Source organism: Thermomonas sp. (assembly GCF_020850895.1).
Lineage (GTDB): Bacteria > Pseudomonadota > Gammaproteobacteria > Xanthomonadales > Xanthomonadaceae > Thermomonas.
This window is the reverse complement of sequence record NZ_JADZDS010000104.1, coordinates 46,212-62,025: the sequence shown is the minus strand read 5'-3', so window position 1 is coordinate 62,025 and position 15,814 is coordinate 46,212. Positions and strand designations below refer to the sequence as shown.

The window sequence follows — 15,814 nt, the reverse complement described above, 5'->3', positions numbered from 1 at the left end:
TTGGCAGCCGGCAGAACCCGGCCGACCGGCGGCGCTGCTGGTGATCCGCAGCCACATGGGCGAGGAATTGACCCAAGTGCTACCGCAGGCCTTGTTCGACCACGGCGAACTTCGGCTGGTGCGCGAGGCCGCGAGCCTGCTGCACGAGCTGGTGCGCCCCGGCGCGCGGGTGGTGCGCGGCAAGGGCAGCCAAGCCGTGCGCAACTTCGCCGAAGCGCAAGCTTGGTTGCTGGAAGAAGCCAAGAAAGGTCGCCAGATCCAGCGCTTCAAGGGCCTGGGTGAAATGAACCCGGAACAGCTCTGGGACACCACGGTCAACCCGGAAACCCGGCGCCTGCTGCAGGTCAAGCTGGATGATGCGGTCGAAGCCGACGCCATCTTCAGCATGCTGATGGGCGACGTGGTCGAACCGCGCCGCGACTTCATCGAAAGCAATGCCCTGAAAGTCGCCAATCTCGACGTGTGATCGCTTCATGGCGCATTGCGGCGAGAGCTGCCACAAGCAGGAAGAGGCGTTCGATCCGGCGGCCCAAAAGACGGATATGCTATTTCGCCGCGCTCCGGGAACGGAGCGGATAGGTCTTTTGGTACTGTGTCGCCGACCCGACGACAGCGCTACCATGCATCGTTGCCCGCCTTGTCGGCGGGTTGTTCCTTGTCCTTGAGGTGATTCCATGTCACAGCTTTCCCTTCGGCCGCTCACGATTGCCTTGGTCCTTGGCTTGGGCGTGCTCACGCTGACCCCGCTTGCCCAGGCCCAAAGCAGCGGACACCAAACGCGCGCGGAGCGCAGGGCTGCGCGGCAACAAGGCCAAGCCAGCGCGGAGACGGAAGCCCGCCCGCCGGCTTATCCGAATGCGACCCGTCAAGCTCCGGACGCCAAGGCCACCCCCAGGCTGATGCCGAAGCTGAAGGCCATGCAGGAGCGCTATGAGCAAGAGGATTGGGCAGGGGTCATGGCCGCTGCGGATGACATCGCCAATTCGTCCATTGCCGGTGCGTATGACAAGTCATTCGCCTACACCATGGCCGGCAACGCCGCGTCCAACCTGCAGCAACAGGACAAGGCCGCCGACTATTTCGCCAAGGCGCTCGCCGCCAACGGACTCGACAACGACGGTCATTACGCGACCATGTTCAATCTGGCGGTCATCCAATTCGGCGAGGCGAAGCATGCCGAGGCGCTGGCGACGATCGACCGTTTCCTGGCCGAAACCAAATCCGACAAGCCGGAGGCCCTGAGCTTCCGTGCGGGCATCCTCAGCACCCTCGGACGCAATGAAGAGGCCGCCGCTGCCTACCAAGCCTTGCTGGCCCGGAATCCGAACGACAAGCGCCTGCTGATGAACGCGGCGGCGTCGCTGCAGGCAGCGGAAAAATACGACCAAGCCAATGCCCTGCTCGAAGATGCATTCAAGCGCGATTTGCTGACCGACCCGCGCGAGTTGCAGGCGCTGTATGTCGGCTACCTCAACGCCCAGCGGTTCGATGATGCGCAGCGGGTGATTGCTGCCGGCGTGGCCAAGGGCATACTGCAGCCGGGACCGGATTTGGGCAGGGCTTACCAGCTGCTGGCACAGAACGCCTTCTATGCCGAAAAGCTTTCGCTGGCGATCGACCTCTACACGCGCGCCGCGCCGATGGCGACCGATGGCGAGGGCTACCTGAACCTCGCCAAGGTCCTCGACTATGCGGGCAGAAAGGCTGAAGCCAGGGAGGCGGCACGCCAGGCCCTGGCCAAAGGCATCAAGAAACCGGAGGAAGCCAACCGGATCATCGGGCATTGAGACGTGCGTCACGCAGCCCGATGCCTGCCAGCAGTCTTGGGTATGGAACAAGCGCACATGATTCGTGTAAGCTAGGTAATTCCGGCGGCCATGTGCCGCGTCAGCAACCCTGTCGGCACGAGCCGTGCCGTGAACCCATTCCAGAGCCGTGCGCATGACGGAAGATTTCCCCCAGCACAGAAGCGACCGGGTTGATGGCTTGAGCTGGCCGCGTATCGCTGGCTTCAGCTGCGCCATCGCGATCCACGTTGCCGGCGTCCTCCTGTTGCTGACGCCGATGTCGCCGCCGGCACAGGAACAGGTCAACAACGACTCGGTGAGCGTGACCTTCATCGAGCCGCCGCCACCACCACCACCACCACCGCCGCCGCCGCCGGACCAGCCCAAACCGCTGACGCCGCCCAAGCAGCTGGCGCCGCCGCAGCCCAGCCCGATCCCGCCGCCGCCGGAGGCTCCGCCGGTGGTGCTCAGCGAGAGGCGGCCGATCGACACCGTGGCACAGCCACCGTCGCCACCGTCGCCACCGGCTGCGGTTCCCGACATTGGCTCCAGCGTTGACCCATCCTCGCGCGCACTGAATCCCCCGGTCTATCCGCCGCAGGAGATGCGCAGCGGGATTGGCGGCACCGTGACCCTGATCATCAGCATCGATGCCAACGGCGGCGTGCTGGACGTCGAGGTCCAGCGGTCCAGTGGCAACCGTAACCTTGACCGGGCGGCGGTGAAGGCCGCGGGCAAGTGGCGCTTCAATCCGGAAGTCCGCAATGGCCAGAAAGTGGCAAGCCGGGTGATCGTCCCGGTGACGTTCGAGCCCCCGAGGTAAACCCGTTCCCGTTTCGCCCGCACCACCCGTTGCACCGTTCTCCCTGAAATACCCCATCCACGACATCGAAAGGTAAGCGTATGTTGCAAGAAACAGCTGCTGCCGCACCTGCCGCCGCCGGAGGCAACAACGCCGCCGCGCTTCAGCAGATGGGCTTCGACCACCTGATCCAGAACTTCGACTTCATGGGCTGGATCGTCTTCGTGACCCTGCTCATCATGTCGCTGATGTCCTGGTACTGGATCATCATCAACGCGATCAAGAACCTGCGTCTGCGCGGCCGCGCAGACCGCGTGGTCAACACGTTCTGGGAAACCAGCAACGCACAGGACGCGATCCGCTACATGGAAGAACAGCCCCGTTCGGAGCCGTTCTCCAAGATCGCCCTGGACGCCGCCCAAGCGACCGCCCACCACCAGCGCCAGGACGGCTCGCCGCTGGCCGAATCGCTGAGCCGTTCGGAGTTCGTCGACCGTGCCCTGCGCCAGGCCGTGACCCGCGAATCGCTGCGCCTCGAAGACGGCTTGACCGTGCTGGCGACCGTGGGCTCCTCGGCGCCGTTCGTCGGCCTGCTCGGTACCGTGTGGGGCATCTACAACGCCCTGATCCGGATCGGTGCCTCGGGCGATGCCTCGATCTCGGCGGTGGCCGGCCCGGTGGGCGAAGCGCTGATCATGACCGCGTTCGGTCTGTTCGCCGCGATCCCGGCCCTGCTGGCCTACAACGCGTTCGTGCGCTTCAACCGCGTCACCAACAACCAGTTCGACACCTTCGCGCACGACTTGCATGACTTCTTTGCCACCGGTTCCCGCGTGGGCGAGCTGCAGGTCAACCGTTGATCGTTGACGAACGGAACTGACGGAGAGCCCTGCCCATGGGAGCCAGTGTCGCCAAAGAAGACGGCGCGCCGATGGCGGAAATCAACGTCACGCCCCTCGTGGACGTGATGTTGGTGCTGCTGATCATCTTCATGATCACCACGCCATTGATGAACCACAAGATCAAGGTCCAGCTTCCGGAGGCGACGCTCCAACAGCAGCAGGACGACAAGAAGCCGAAGGACACGCCGGTTACGATCACCATCACGGAGGCCGGCGAGCTGTTCCTGAACGATGAGCCGACGACCAAGCCGGCGATCGAAAGCCGACTGTCGGTCGAGGCGCAGAGGCAACCACAGCCGCCGGTCCAGATCCGCGCAGACTCAACCACGCCGTATTCGATGGTGGGCGAGGTGGTGAAGATCGCCCAATCCCAGGGCATGGCGAAAGTTGGCTTCATCACCACGCCGCCCAAGCGCCGGCTGTAAGGAGAGCGCACGATGGCCTTTTCCAGTGGCAGCAGCGCGGGCACGATGGCGGACATCAATGTCACGCCGCTGGTGGACGTCCTTCTGGTCTTGCTGATCATCTTCATGGTGACGATGCCGATCCAGTCGATTCCGGTCGACGTGGACTTGCCGCAGAAGACCGACAACCCGGTCGAGCCACCGCCGAATCCGCCGGAGCCGATCAAGCTGCGGATCGACGGCGCAGGACAGGTGTTCTGGAACAATTCGCCGGTGCAGCTCACCGAGCTGGAGCCCAAAATGCGTGAGGAATCGCAGCGCGATCCGCTCAACCAGCCGGAACTCCAGATCGAAACCAACGAATCGGCGCAGTACGGCATCTTGGCCAAGGTGCTGGTGGCTGCCAAGAATGCTCGGTTGGTCAAGATCGGCTTCGTCCAGTAGTACGAACATCGATTTCCGCTCCGGTTTCGGAGCACGTCGTGGATGACGAACGCCGCCCTTGGGCGGCGTTTTTTTGTCTGCGAGCTGTAGGAGCGCACCGCAGGGGCGCGAACGCTCTTTCAGGATCCCACCAAAAGCATCGCGCCCCTGCGGTGCGCTCCCACAACAGCGGTGCGCGTCTACAGGGCGGCGGCGGTTTCGACGATGGCGCGATAGGCGCGAACGGTGGCATCCAGCCCGACGTAGAGCGCTTCGCTGATCAAGGCATGACCAATCGAGACTTCCTGCACCGCGGGAACGGCTGTCAGGAATGCGCCGAGGTTGGCCTGGTCGAGGTCATGGCCGGCATTGACGGCAAGTCCTGCCGCCTGCGCCAATCGCGCGGTGGTCGCGGCAGCGGCCAGTGCAACATCGGCAGAGCCAGCAGCAAAGGCTTCGGCGTAGGGTCCGGTATACAGCTCGACACGGTGCGCGCCGAGGACGGCGGCCATCGCCACGTCCGGGTTGCCGACATCGACGAACACGCTGACCCGGCAGCCGAGTGCCCGGAACTGCGTGATCAACGGTCGCAACGCCTCGCCATCACGGCGGAAATCGAAGCCGTGGTCGGAGGTCAGTTGGCCATCGCCATCCGGAACCAAGGTCACCTGTGCCGGGCGCGCCTGTTCGCACAGGGCCAGCAGGCCGGGATAGCCCGGACGCGGCGGTGCGAACGGGTTGCCTTCGATGTTGAATTCCACATCACGCAAGCGGCACAGCTCGGCCAGCACGGCGACATCATCGGCGCGGGCATGGCGTGCATCCGGCCGGGGGTGCACCGTCAACCCATGCGCGCCTGCATCCAGGCAGGTGCGTGCCGCACGGGCGACATCAGGCTCATGCCCGCCGCGCGCGTTGCGCAACAGTGCGATCTTGTTGAGGTTGACGCTGATCGCGGTCACCACGCCAACCTCAAGGTGGGGGATCCTTGGCTTCTTCCGCCCGTCGCTCCTGCGCCAGTTCACGCAGCCGGCGCAGCTCTGCGGGATCGATCATTGCCGTGGTGTCGCGCCCCGAACCAGCCACATGGGTCTGGTACATGCCCAGCACCCACAACAGGAACAGGACGAGCGCAGCCACGATGCAGGCCGACAGCACCGCCATCGAGGTGGTCAAGAAACCGGAGACCATGGCGGCGAAGGCCAGGAGCAGGAACAGCCAGTGCATGGGCGCGACCCGTGGTGGGAGGATGGCAGTGTACGACGGCCGTGGCGATCGTGGCAGCGGGTCGATTACAGCAGCGGAGCCAGCAGGCGTGCCATGGCTTCCGGCAGGCGTCGCGTGAACAATGGTTGGGCGTGGTCGCGGCCGACCACGCGGGCGTCGGCGAATTCCTCAGCGAGCAGTTTGGACAGGGTGGTGGCAAACGCAGCGTCATCAATCAGCAGCGAAGCTTCGAAGTTGAGGCGAAAGCTGCGGTGGTCGAAATTGGCGCTGCCGACGATGGCCAAGTGGTCGTCGATCAGCAGCGCCTTGCTGTGGAGCATGCGCGGTCCGTATTCGTGGATCTTCACCCCGGCGGCTAGCAGCTCGTCGTAGAACGAACGCACGCACCAAGTGACAAGCCTGCTGTCACTCATTCTTGGCACCAGCACCCGGACGTCGAGACCACCGAGGGCAGACGAGGTCAGTGCCATCATCGCCGCTTCCCCAGGAACGAAATAAGGCGTTGCCAGCCAGACGCGCTGTTCGGCGGAATGGATGGCATGCACGTGCAGGCGGTGGATGGCTTCCCAGGGTGAATCCGGTCCGGAGGCCAACAATTGCACCCGCACACGACCCGGGCAGGGCTGCGGCATGTTGCGTGCAAGACCGCTGATGAATTCCCGCCTGCCGGTGGCATAGGCCCAGTCGTCGACGAACAGGTCCTGCAGCTTGCGGACGACATCGCCCTGCACCCGAAGGTGCAGGTCGCGGTAGGCATCCGGGCGAACCCGCGGATCCTCTTCGTCGGTGAGGTTGATGCCGCCGATGAAGCCCACCGCGCCGTCGATGACGGCGAGTTTACGGTGGGTGCGCAGATTGACCCAGGGCCGTCGCCACGGCAGCCAAACGCGGCCTGGATGAAACCAGGCAAGCTCGCCGCCGGCGTCCAGCAGGGGCTGGAACATGGACTTCGGCGCACGGCTGGAACCAACCGCGTCCAGCAGCAGGCGCACGGAGACCCCGGCCTTGGCGCGTTCGGTCAGGGCCGAGACAAGCGCACGCCCGGTGAGGTCGGGCTCGAGGATGTAGTACTCGAGGTGGACGTGATGGCGGGCCCGTGCGATCGCATCCAGCAGGGCCGGATATTTCTGGCAACCGTCCACCAGCAGGTCGATATGACAGGCCGTGGTGGGCGCGTAGCCGGTGGTGGCTTGCGCCAGGGTCCTCAGTTCTTGGGCAACCGGCGTGGCTGCTGCGGTCGGTTCGGGAAGGCTTGCTCGCTGCCGGCGTCTGGCGCGGTGCCGAACCAGGCGCTGTGGCCCGAACACGTAGTAGATGAAGAATCCAAGGTAGGGAAGTATCGCAAGGCTGATCAGCCAGCTCAGGGTGGCGGCCGGTTCACGCTTCTGCAGGAGGATCCAGATTCCCAGCCCGAGCAGGTACAGCGCCCAAGCGGCAGCAAGCCAGGCGCGAACGTGCGGGATGTCCCGCATCGCGCTCCACGCCTGCAGCAGCACGACCTCCATCACCGTGGCCTCAGCCCATGCGCCAGTGGCGCCGCGGCGCTGCGGGACGCGCGGCTCCACCGTCGATGCGGCTGCGTGCTGCAATGGGCAGGGGCACCGGCCTCTCCGGAAGGGGTTGTGCAGATGCGACTGTCCGGCCTTTTCGGCGGTGGTGCAAGCGGGAAGGCCTCAACCGAACGGCAGCAGTGGGCCGTGCATCCACAGCCAGCGCGCCAACCAGGCGCTGACCAAGGCGATCAGGGCGGTCAGCGGCAAGCCGATGCGCATGAAGTCGGAAAACCGGTATTGGCCGGGACCGAGGATCAGCAGGTTGCCGTGGTGGCCGATCGGGGTCAGGAATGCCACCACGGCACCCAAGGCCGTGCACACCACGAACGGTGCAGGCGGCAATCCCAGCGCTTGCGCCATGGCAATGGAGATCGGTCCGAGCAAGGCGGTGGTGGCCGCATCGCTCATGACTTGGGTGAGCAGTGCAGCCAGCGAGAACACCACCAACAGGATGGCCAGCGGCGGCCAGTGCGCGATCAGGTGTGCCAAGCCCCCTGCAAGCAGTGCCGCGGTTCCGGTCTGTTCCATCGCGATCCCGAGTGGAATCACCCCGGCGATCATCACGAAGATGCGGGTGTCGATGCTGCGGTAAGCCTGTTCGACGTCGATGCAGCGGGTGACCACCATGGCGAGGGCGCCGAACAGGAACGCCAGCTGCGGCGGCAGGAATTCGGTGACGGCCGCGAGGATCGTCGCGCCGAGGATGATCAGCGCCAGCGGTGCGCGCAGCCGGCGCTTGGCTTCGCCGGCGAATGGCACCAGCAGCAGGAAGCCGTGGTGGGTGGCCAGTTCGGAAAACCGCGATGGATTGCCCCACAGCACCAGCAGGTCGCCTTCCTGCAGGCGTGCATCGGAGAGGCGTTCGGCCATCTGTTCGTCACGACGCCACAGCCCGGCGATCACGGTGTGGAAACGGCGGGCGAAATCAAGCTCGCGGATGCTGCGACCGATGAATTCCGAACCCGGCGCGACCACTGCCTGCACCAGTTGGGTGTGGCCGTCCTCGCTGCTGGCCAGGCCGCCGAACCGCGCGATCGCATTGAGGTCGAGGCCGGTATCATCGTGCAGGGAGAGCAGTTCGTCGGCCGCGGCCTCCACCAGCAGGACATCGCCCGCCAGCAACGGGCTGTTGGATCGCAGGTCGTCACGGTGCTTGCCGTCACGCAGCCAGGCAAGCAGCCGGAAGCGCTGGCCAAGCGCTTTTTCGAGTTCGGAAAACGGACGGGTGCACCAGTGACCGTCCTTGACCACCACCAGTTCGGTCCGATAGCGGTCCAGCCGCAGGTAGGTGTCGTCGTTCTGCTGGCCACTGCGCTTGGGCAACAGCCAGCGCGTCAGCAGCATGTAGCCAGTCCCGATCACGACCAGCGCGATTCCGATCGGCGTGACCGAGAAAATCCCGAGGCCCTCATTGCCGGAGCGCTGCAGCATGTCGTTGGCGAGCAGGAATGCCGGGGCGCTGAACAGGGTCAGGGTGGTGCCGAGCGAAGCTGCCAGCGACATCGGCATCAACAATCGCGACGCCGGCAGGTGGCGGCTGCGGGCGTGGCGCAGCAGCAAGGGCAGCATCATCGCCGTCACCATGACGTGGTGGGTGAAGGCGGCCAGCAGCGACACCAGAGGCATCACCACCGCGATCGTCCGGCTTTCGGAATTGCCGGACGCATGTTCGATCCAGCGACCGATCCGTTCGCTGATGCCGGTGGTGCCGAGCGAACCCGAGATCACGAACACCGCGGCAACGATGATCGCCGGCTCGCTGGAAAACCCGGACAGGGCCTGCTGGCCGTCGAGCAGGCCAGTGATCACCAGCGCGCCAAGGATCAACATGGCAGTGACATCGACCCGCAGCTTCTCGCTGATGAACAGATACAGCCCGCCGATCAGGATCAGCCCGAAGACAATCTGGGACCACGTGGCGGGGTTGATATGCATGCGGTGGTTGGCGTTCCGGCTGGGGCGCTGGAGGAAGCGCCGCTCAGCTTGCGTCGGTGCCTTGGGCGTGGTGGTAGCCCTCGGCGGCCTCGACTTCGCGCTTCGATCCGAGGAACACCGGCACCCGCTGGTGCAGGCCGGTCGGCTGGACCTCAAGCATTCGCTGGCGGCCGGTGCTGGCAGCGCCGCCAGCCTGTTCGACCAGCAAGCTCATCGGGTTGGCTTCGTACATCAGCCGCAGTTTGCCGCCCTTGGCCGCGCATTTGCTGTCCAGCGGATAGCTGAAGATGCCGCCGCGGGTGAGGATGCGGTGCACGTCGGCCACCATCGAGGCCACCCAGCGCATATTGAAGTCCTTGCCGCGGGGCCCGTCCTTGCCGGCCAACAGGTCGCCGACATAGGCCTGCATCGGTGGCTCCCAGAACCGCTGGTTGGACATGTTGACCGCAAATTCCTTGGTCTCCTCCGGGATGCGGATGCCGCGCGCGGTCATCGTGAAACTGCCGACTTCACGATCCAGGGTGAACACATGGGTGCCGTGGCCGACGGTCAGCACCAGGGTGGTCTGTGGGCCGTACACGCAATAACCGGCGGCCACCTGCGCCGTGCCCGGTTGCAGGAAATGCGCGTCGGCTGGCGTGGCGATACCCTCCGGGCAGCGCAGTACCGAGAAGATGGTGCCGACCGAGACATTGACATCGATGTTGGAGCTGCCGTCGAGCGGGTCGAACAACAGCAGGTAATTGCCGTGCGGGTACGTGTCCGGGATCGGCTGCGAGGCGTCCATTTCCTCGGAGGCGAGGCCAGCAAGATGTCCACCCCAGGCGTTGGCTTCCAGCAGGATCTCGTTGCTGAGCACGTCGAGTTTCTTCTGCGCCTCGCCCTGCACGTTGATGCTGGCCTCGCCTGGCGACCCGGCATCACCCAGCACGCCGCCCAGCGCACCTTTGCCCACGGCGACGGAAATTTGCTTGCAGGCGCGTGCCACCACCTCGACCAGCAGGCGCAACTCGGCATTGATATGGCCGGCGCGTTGCTCTTCGATCAGGTAGCGGGTCAGCGCTATCGCCCCACTCATCGTCATGGCATCCCCCTGGGCATGGCGAGGTTATTGTGGCCCAAAGCGCGGGCGGTGGACGAGCCGGCCTTATGGCTAGCAGTACCGGCGGGATTCCAGACGGTACCGCGGCCTGGTGCGCCCGGCTTGCACGGAACCCCGACGCAGGGCCTCAAACATCGCCTTCGGCGCTCCAACCTTCACCGCTGCCATGCTGCAACACGGCATCGGTCTCCAGCACACCACCGGCCGGAACGGTCGGCTGCATGGCCAGCCGTGCGTAGATTGGAGCGAAATCGGGTCGGGTCGCCTCGATCAGCTGTTCGTAGCTGTCGATCACGAAATAGGTCTTCTGGTAGCTGTCGATCCGGTAGCGGGTGCGCATGATTCGCTCCAGGTCAAAAGCGATTCGGTTCGGGGCGGCACTTTCGACGCTGTGGACGGATTCCCCCGCGGAACTGGCGATGCCGGCCCCGTAGATGCGCATCTGTCCGTTTTCTCGCATCAGCCCGAATTCCACCGTGTACCAATACAGCCGTGCCAGCTGCATCAGCGCGTCCGGGCCGAAACCGTGGGCCTTGACCCCGCCTTCGCCATAGGCAACCAGGTAGTCGGCGAAGGTTGGATCCATCAGCGGCGGAACGTGACCGAACAGATCATGGAACAGGTCAGGCTCGGCGATGTAGTCGATCTGGTCCGGACGCCGGATCCACCAGGTGACTGGAAAACGCCGGTTGGCGAGGTGAGTGAAGAAATCCAATTCGGGCAACAGGCCTTCAACGCCGACGATTTGCCAGCCGGTGGCATCCCCGAGCACCTTGTTCAATTCCGAGAATTTCGGAATCCGGTCCGGCGTCATCCGCATGGTGTCCTGCGCATGCAAGAACGCATCGCAGGCGCGTCCCGGAAGGACGTTGCGCTGGCGCTCGTACAACCGCCTCCAGACGTCGTGGTCGACGTCGGAATAGTCGTTCCAAGGCTGTTCGACGATTCCTGTGGTGTACACGGGAACCGAGCCGCGATCGGTCTGGATGTTTTCGAGGCGGCGAGGTTGGGCGTTCATGGCAGGCTCGAACAAGGTGGAAACGGCAAGCATAGGCGGGCAAGGGCGCACGATGTCTGCTTTATTGCGCAAAAATTGATGATTCAAGCATGATTAGTGCGTAATTCATCCGGAATATGTCGGATATGAGCGCAATCGAGTTGGACCGGATCGACCTCGTCTTGTTGGCAGAATTGCAACGCGCCGGCCGCCAGACCCATGCCGAACTGGCCGAGCGCGTGCATCTGTCGGCCTCTGCCTGCCTGCGGCGGGTGCAGCGGCTGGAACGCGACGGCGTGATCGTCGGCTATCGCGCCGAGGTGGACCCGGAGCGGCTGGGCTTGGGCCTGCAGGCCTTCGTGCGGGTGCAGCTCAAGAGCCACGACGCCGAACGCATCGCGGTCTTTGCCCAACAGGTCAACGCCTGGCCGGAAGTCGTGGCCTGCCATGCCCTGACCGGTGACATGGACTATCTGTTGCACGTCGTGGTCGGCGGGCTGGAGCATTTCTCCCGCTTCCTGCTCGACAAATTGCTGGCGCAGGCCGAGGTCGCCGACGTCAATTCCAGCTTCGTGCTGCGCACGGTGAAGCGGGCGCAGGGTCTGGAATTGCCGACCGGCTAGTCCACCAACGTGGCCTGTAATTCCAGCAACTCCCGATCGCGACCGATCGCGGCGGCGGCGATCAGCGCGCCATCGCGGTAATAGCGGGCGAGGCAGTCGTTGTCGGCTGGCGTGCCGTCCATTTCAATCGAATTCCAGCCGCGGCCATGGCCGAGGTAGCGCAGGTCGGTGCCGTAGTGGTGGGTCCAGAAGAACGGCGGATCGTCGAAGGTGCGCGCATCGCCCAGCAGGTTGTCGGCCACGCACTGGCCCATGCGCTCGGCGTGGACCCAGTGCTCGACCCGCGCGCGCCCGTCGCCGTGCGGGTAGCTGGCCACGTCGCCGGCGGCGTAGATGCCATCGGCTGAGGTACGCAGGAACGGATCGACCAGGATGCCGTTGTCCACCGCAAGGCCTGCGGCCTGCGCCAGCGCGGTGCGTGGCTTGACGCCGACGCCGACCAGCAGTGCATCGGCGTTGATCGTGTCGCCATTGGCCAAGCTCAGGACCTTGCCGTCGAAGGCAGTGGTTTGGGATTGCAGATGGAATTGCACGCCCTGATCCCGATGCCGGTTCAGCAGATCGGATGCAAGCTCATCACCGACGATCCGCGCCAGCGGCAATGCTTCCGGTGCGATGACATGCACCTCAAGACCACGCGAACGCAACGCGCCAGCCGCTTCCAGCCCGATGAAACCGGCACCGATGATGGCGACCGACTTGGCGTGTTCAATCCCTGCCAGCAGCGCACGAGAATCGGCCTGCGAACGCAGCGCGTAGACATTGGGCAGATCGAAGCCGGGCAGCGACAGGTGGTTGGGTTCGGCACCGGTGGCCAGCACCAGCGCGTCGTAATCGAAGGCCTCACCGCGGGCGGTGGTGACCTGCCGTGCAGCCGGATCGATGGCCGTCACTTCGCAATCCAGATGCAAGTCGATGCGGTTGTCGCCATAGAACTCCGGAGACTGCAGCGGAATCCATTCCTCGGCGGCGGTGCCGGCCAGATAGTCCTTGGACAGGTTGGGCCGATCGCAGGGTGGATCGGCATCGGTGCTGAGCATGGTGATGGTGCCGTCGAAGCCGCGCTCGCGCAGGCGCTGGGCGCAGGCAAACGCGGCCGCGCCACCGCCGATCAGGACCACGCGTTCGGGCAAGGTTTGCTTGGGTGCCGTGACCGGCGCCGCAATGCCATCGGCGGCCTTTCGAACGTAGGCTCTGTCACCCTCGATCTCCACCGTCCAGCACGCCAGCGGCGCGAATGCCGGGGCTTTCAGCGCCTGCCCGGTGCGCAGGCTGAAACAGGCGTGGTGCCAGGGGCAGCGGATTTCATCGCCCACCCGCAGGCCTTCGCCCAGCGGCGCGCCGTAGTGGGTGCAGCTGCCGGAGACCGCGTGCAACCGGCCGTCGACGCGTGCGAGCAACACGGCATCGTCACCAACATGGCCAGTCACCACGCCGGCGTCGGGGATGTCGGCCAAGGCAATGCCTTGGGTGAAATCGATGCCGCTGGGCGTGGTGGTTCCGGACATGTCGATCCCTCCCGAGAGTTGGCTGATGGAATGCAGGATGCACGCAACTTGGATGCAGGCCGCGTGAAATCGGTTCCCGCTCGCAATGCGGGAACCTTTTCCGCCGCCGCGTCATCAGCCTTGGAAACCGGTCGAAAAGGACGCCGCAATGCTCGAACACGCCGCCCATGCCGTGACCCCGATTTCCCGTGATGTCGCACAGACCCTGGACACTGCGGACGAGTTGCGCCCCAGTCGCGCCCAGGCCGAAGCGGCGGTGCGCACCCTGATCCGTTGGGCCGGTGACGATCCGGCACGCGAAGGCTTGCTCGATACCCCAGCGCGGGTGGTGAAGGCGTATGAAGAATGGTTCGGCGGTTATCGGCGCGACCCCGGCAAGATTCTTGGTCGTCGTTTTGCGACCTCGGGCTATGACGATCTGGTGATCCTGCGCGACATCCCGGTGCAGTCGGTATGCGAGCACCACATGGCGGCGATCCAGGGCGTGGCGCATGTGGCTTATCTGCCGGGCAAGGATGTCGTCGGCATTTCCAAACTGGCGCGGCTGGTCGATGCGTATTCACGTCGACTGCAGATCCAGGAGCGATTGACCGCGGAAATCGCCGATACGCTGCAACGCGAATTGCAGCCGCGTGGCGTGGCAGTAGTGATCCGCGCCAGCCACGGCTGCATGACCACACGCGGCGTACACACCCACGGCACCAGCATGGTGACGCGACGGCTGCTGGGTGACTGCGCGAACGCGCCGTATCGCAGCGAAGTCCTGAAAATGTTGATGGATTGAACAGGGGAGGCAACGCCATGGTTTCGTCAGCAACGACCACCGCACGCGATTACGCCGCAATGGGCGATGCACAGCTGGTGGCCTGCGTGCGCGCCGGTGAACGCGAGGCGTTTCGGCAGATCACCCAGCGCTGCAACCAGCGCCTGTTCCGGGTGGTGCGCGGCGTGATCCGCGACGAAGCCGAAGCCGAGGATGTGGTGCAGGAGGCCTATCTGCATGCGTATCAGAAAATCGGCAGTTTTCGTGGCGAGGCCTCACTGGCGACCTGGTTGACCCGGATCGCGCTCAACGAAGCCTATGGCCGCCTGCGGCGCAAGCGTGAAACCGTGGAGATCGAGGTGATGGAGACCGTGATGGATGCCGGCAAGGTGGTGCCGTTTCCCGGCACCGAGAGCACGGGCGAAGACCCGTTCCGCATGGCCGAAACCGCGCAGCTGCGGCGCTGGCTGGAAGGCGCGATCGACGCCCTGCCGGAAGGCTTCCGGCTGGTCTACCTGTTGCGCGATGTCGAGGGCTGTTCGGTCGAGGAAACCGCAACCGCACTCGAGTTGCGCGAGGAAACCGTGAAGACCCGCCTGCACCGCGCCCGCAAGCAGTTGCGCGCCGTGCTGGAAGACAAGGTCAGCGGCGCACGTGGCGGCGTGTTCGAGTTCATGGGCGCGCGCTGCGCCCGCGTCACCGCCGCGGTGATGGCGCGGATCGAGGCGATGCCTGGCGATTGATTTCGTTTCAACACACTCAACAAAGGAGGGGGCCATGTTGTTGTATGCATTGATCGTGTTTCTGGTGGGTGCCTGTGGTGGCCTGGTGCTGGCCTCGTTCGTACTGCGCGGGAAACTCGCGCCATGGGCGGTCTCGCTGCTGCACGCGATGCTGGGTGCGACCGGCATCATCCTGCTGACCACGGCCATCCTGCCGGACAACGTCGGCACGTTGCCGATCATCGCGCTGTGCGTATTCCTTGTCACCGCCGGTTTCGGCTTCTACCTGGCCTCGATGCACTACGGCAAGCGGGTGGCGATGAAGAAGGTGGTGTTGACCCACGCCAGTTTCGCCATTACCGGCGCGTTGTTGCTGATTGCCGCCGTGGTGATGCACTGAACATGGGTCGCAGCGCCGGCAGTAGCATCCCCATGGCAACGCGCAGCACGGCAACGCGCAGGACACCCACCTGATGAAACATCCGCTCCATCCCATGCTGGTGCACTTCCCGATTGCGGCGTGGCTGATGGCGACGGTGCTGGATGGCGTGGCCTTGGTCTGGCAGCCTTGGCTGCTGCAGACATTTGCCGCCTTGCTGATGCTGGTGGGTTGCGCCACGGGCCTGATCGCTGCCGCCGCCGGATTCGTCGATCTGCTCAAGCTGCCCGATGGCCACCCGGCACTGCGCATCGTCAACCGGCACATGGGGATGGCGCTGGCCAGCTGGTGCCTCTATGCCGGTAGCCTGTTGCTGCGGGTGCAGGGCATCCAGCAGCACCAGTTCTCCTTGGTTGCGCCGGGGACGGTTGCCTTGGCCTTGAGCGGTGCCGGCTTGCTGGCGGTGCTGGCCACCGGTTTCCTGGGCGGCACCTTGGTCTACGGCCATGGCGTCGGGACGTCGCCACGTCCTTGAAACAAGGTTGACCGCAGGCGTGATGCGGTCGCGCTGCGCGGGATTTACTCGGTCTTGCTGCAGACACTGCGCCAGAACGTCGTCCAGCTTCGGTGCGGCGTGCATTCGGCAACCGGCGTCGCCGCACTGGCCTGTTGTGCCTGCGCAGCCGC

At 64.9% G+C, this 15,814-nt stretch carries 17 protein-coding genes and 1 pseudogene; 11 read left to right on the top strand and 7 right to left on the bottom strand.

The window, feature by feature from the left end:
- The 6 genes and pseudogenes from gyrB to IT472_RS09425 form a co-directional block, all read left to right on the top strand.
- Nucleotides 1-466, top strand: a pseudogene (gyrB, locus tag IT472_RS09450) (DNA gyrase subunit B); the annotation flags it as partial.
- A 208-nt stretch (nucleotides 467-674) separates the two neighbouring features.
- The gene (locus IT472_RS09445; protein ID WP_297181195.1) at nucleotides 675-1,787 is read left to right on the top strand and encodes a hypothetical protein; all 1,113 of its coding nucleotides are present in this window, start codon (nucleotides 675-677) and stop codon (nucleotides 1,785-1,787) included.
- Between the two features lie 154 nt (nucleotides 1,788-1,941).
- The gene (locus IT472_RS09440) at nucleotides 1,942-2,610 is read left to right on the top strand and encodes an energy transducer TonB (RefSeq protein WP_297181193.1); all 669 of its coding nucleotides are present in this window, start codon (nucleotides 1,942-1,944) and stop codon (nucleotides 2,608-2,610) included.
- Nucleotides 2,611-2,690: 80 nt separating this feature from the next.
- Entirely contained in the window at nucleotides 2,691-3,449 is a 759-nt protein-coding gene (locus IT472_RS09435; protein WP_297181191.1) for a MotA/TolQ/ExbB proton channel family protein, read from the top strand.
- A 35-nt stretch (nucleotides 3,450-3,484) separates the two neighbouring features.
- Nucleotides 3,485-3,916 (top strand): biopolymer transporter ExbD, encoded by a 432-nt coding sequence (locus IT472_RS09430; RefSeq protein WP_297181189.1) that lies wholly within the window; start codon nucleotides 3,485-3,487, stop codon nucleotides 3,914-3,916.
- 12 nt (nucleotides 3,917-3,928) lie between these two features.
- Nucleotides 3,929-4,339 carry a biopolymer transporter ExbD gene (locus IT472_RS09425; RefSeq protein WP_297181188.1) on the top strand — a complete coding sequence of 137 codons (411 nt, stop codon included), beginning with the start codon at nucleotides 3,929-3,931 and terminating at the stop codon, nucleotides 4,337-4,339.
- Nucleotides 4,340-4,518: 179 nt separating this feature from the next.
- Here the strand turns inward: IT472_RS09425 and IT472_RS09420 are convergent, their stop codons facing one another.
- The 6 genes from IT472_RS09420 to phhA form a co-directional block, all read right to left on the bottom strand.
- Nucleotides 4,519-5,280, bottom strand: coding sequence for a pyridoxine 5'-phosphate synthase (locus IT472_RS09420; RefSeq protein WP_297181186.1), 762 nt, complete (start codon nucleotides 5,278-5,280; stop codon nucleotides 4,519-4,521).
- 10 nt (nucleotides 5,281-5,290) lie between these two features.
- Nucleotides 5,291-5,545: a hypothetical protein gene (locus IT472_RS09415; protein WP_297181184.1), complete on the bottom strand. Its 255-nt coding sequence runs from the start codon at nucleotides 5,543-5,545 to the stop codon at nucleotides 5,291-5,293.
- 65 nt (nucleotides 5,546-5,610) lie between these two features.
- Nucleotides 5,611-7,017: a cardiolipin synthase gene (gene cls, locus IT472_RS09410; protein WP_297181207.1), complete on the bottom strand. Its 1,407-nt coding sequence runs from the start codon at nucleotides 7,015-7,017 to the stop codon at nucleotides 5,611-5,613.
- 201 nt (nucleotides 7,018-7,218) lie between these two features.
- Nucleotides 7,219-9,033 carry an SLC13 family permease gene (locus IT472_RS09405; protein ID WP_297181182.1) on the bottom strand — a complete coding sequence of 605 codons (1,815 nt, stop codon included), beginning with the start codon at nucleotides 9,031-9,033 and terminating at the stop codon, nucleotides 7,219-7,221.
- Between the two features lie 43 nt (nucleotides 9,034-9,076).
- Complete coding sequence (locus IT472_RS09400; protein WP_297181204.1) at nucleotides 9,077-10,111, bottom strand: class 1 fructose-bisphosphatase; 1,035 nt, start codon at nucleotides 10,109-10,111, stop codon at nucleotides 9,077-9,079.
- 151 nt (nucleotides 10,112-10,262) lie between these two features.
- Nucleotides 10,263-11,153 (bottom strand): phenylalanine 4-monooxygenase, encoded by an 891-nt coding sequence (gene phhA, locus IT472_RS09395; protein WP_297181180.1) that lies wholly within the window; start codon nucleotides 11,151-11,153, stop codon nucleotides 10,263-10,265.
- A gap of 116 nt (nucleotides 11,154-11,269) precedes the next feature.
- On the opposite strand from phhA, the gene IT472_RS09390 reads away from it, so the two are divergent.
- The gene (locus IT472_RS09390; RefSeq protein ID WP_297181178.1) at nucleotides 11,270-11,755 is read left to right on the top strand and encodes an Lrp/AsnC family transcriptional regulator; all 486 of its coding nucleotides are present in this window, start codon (nucleotides 11,270-11,272) and stop codon (nucleotides 11,753-11,755) included.
- Here the strand turns inward: IT472_RS09390 and IT472_RS09385 are convergent.
- Nucleotides 11,752-13,263 carry an FAD-dependent oxidoreductase gene (locus IT472_RS09385; RefSeq protein ID WP_297181176.1) on the bottom strand — a complete coding sequence of 504 codons (1,512 nt, stop codon included), beginning with the start codon at nucleotides 13,261-13,263 and terminating at the stop codon, nucleotides 11,752-11,754. The genes IT472_RS09390 and IT472_RS09385 overlap by 4 nt on opposite strands.
- Before the next feature lie 148 nt (nucleotides 13,264-13,411).
- Between IT472_RS09385 and folE the strand changes: the two genes are divergently transcribed.
- The 4 genes from folE (at nucleotide 13,412) to IT472_RS09365 (ending at nucleotide 15,662) form a co-directional block, all read left to right on the top strand.
- A complete protein-coding gene (gene folE / locus IT472_RS09380; RefSeq protein ID WP_297181174.1) occupies nucleotides 13,412-14,047 on the top strand; it encodes a GTP cyclohydrolase I in 636 nt (211 codons plus the stop codon).
- 17 nt (nucleotides 14,048-14,064) lie between these two features.
- Nucleotides 14,065-14,769, top strand: a complete 705-nt coding sequence (locus IT472_RS09375; RefSeq protein WP_297181172.1) for an RNA polymerase sigma factor — start codon at nucleotides 14,065-14,067, stop codon at nucleotides 14,767-14,769.
- A gap of 34 nt (nucleotides 14,770-14,803) precedes the next feature.
- Entirely contained in the window at nucleotides 14,804-15,148 is a 345-nt protein-coding gene (locus IT472_RS09370) for a hypothetical protein (RefSeq protein WP_297181171.1), read from the top strand.
- Between the two features lie 73 nt (nucleotides 15,149-15,221).
- Complete coding sequence (locus tag IT472_RS09365; protein WP_297181169.1) at nucleotides 15,222-15,662, top strand: DUF2231 domain-containing protein; 441 nt, start codon at nucleotides 15,222-15,224, stop codon at nucleotides 15,660-15,662.
- Nucleotides 15,663-15,814 lie beyond the last annotated feature (152 nt).

Excerpts from the sequence above, each read along its gene's own strand:
- IT472_RS09445 (WP_297181195.1), top strand. The coding sequence starts at position 675 with ATGTCACAGCTTTCCCTTCGGCCGCTCACGATTGCCTTGGTCCTTGGC.
- IT472_RS09440 (WP_297181193.1), top strand. The coding sequence starts at position 1,942 with ATGACGGAAGATTTCCCCCAGCACAGAAGCGACCGGGTTGATGGCTTG.
- IT472_RS09435 (WP_297181191.1), top strand. The coding sequence starts at position 2,691 with ATGTTGCAAGAAACAGCTGCTGCCGCACCTGCCGCCGCCGGAGGCAAC.
- IT472_RS09430 (WP_297181189.1), top strand. The coding sequence starts at position 3,485 with ATGGGAGCCAGTGTCGCCAAAGAAGACGGCGCGCCGATGGCGGAAATC.
- IT472_RS09425 (WP_297181188.1), top strand. The coding sequence starts at position 3,929 with ATGGCCTTTTCCAGTGGCAGCAGCGCGGGCACGATGGCGGACATCAAT.
- IT472_RS09415 (WP_297181184.1), bottom strand. The coding sequence starts at position 5,545 with ATGCACTGGCTGTTCCTGCTCCTGGCCTTCGCCGCCATGGTCTCCGGT.
- cls (WP_297181207.1), bottom strand. The coding sequence starts at position 7,017 with ATGCGGGACATCCCGCACGTTCGCGCCTGGCTTGCTGCCGCTTGGGCG.
- IT472_RS09405 (WP_297181182.1), bottom strand. The coding sequence starts at position 9,033 with ATGCATATCAACCCCGCCACGTGGTCCCAGATTGTCTTCGGGCTGATC.
- IT472_RS09400 (WP_297181204.1), bottom strand. The coding sequence starts at position 10,111 with ATGAGTGGGGCGATAGCGCTGACCCGCTACCTGATCGAAGAGCAACGC.
- phhA (WP_297181180.1), bottom strand. The coding sequence starts at position 11,153 with ATGAACGCCCAACCTCGCCGCCTCGAAAACATCCAGACCGATCGCGGC.
- IT472_RS09390 (WP_297181178.1), top strand. The coding sequence starts at position 11,270 with ATGTCGGATATGAGCGCAATCGAGTTGGACCGGATCGACCTCGTCTTG.
- IT472_RS09385 (WP_297181176.1), bottom strand. The coding sequence starts at position 13,263 with ATGTCCGGAACCACCACGCCCAGCGGCATCGATTTCACCCAAGGCATT.
- folE (WP_297181174.1), top strand. The coding sequence starts at position 13,412 with ATGCTCGAACACGCCGCCCATGCCGTGACCCCGATTTCCCGTGATGTC.
- IT472_RS09375 (WP_297181172.1), top strand. The coding sequence starts at position 14,065 with ATGGTTTCGTCAGCAACGACCACCGCACGCGATTACGCCGCAATGGGC.
- IT472_RS09370 (WP_297181171.1), top strand. The coding sequence starts at position 14,804 with ATGTTGTTGTATGCATTGATCGTGTTTCTGGTGGGTGCCTGTGGTGGC.
- IT472_RS09365 (WP_297181169.1), top strand. The coding sequence starts at position 15,222 with ATGAAACATCCGCTCCATCCCATGCTGGTGCACTTCCCGATTGCGGCG.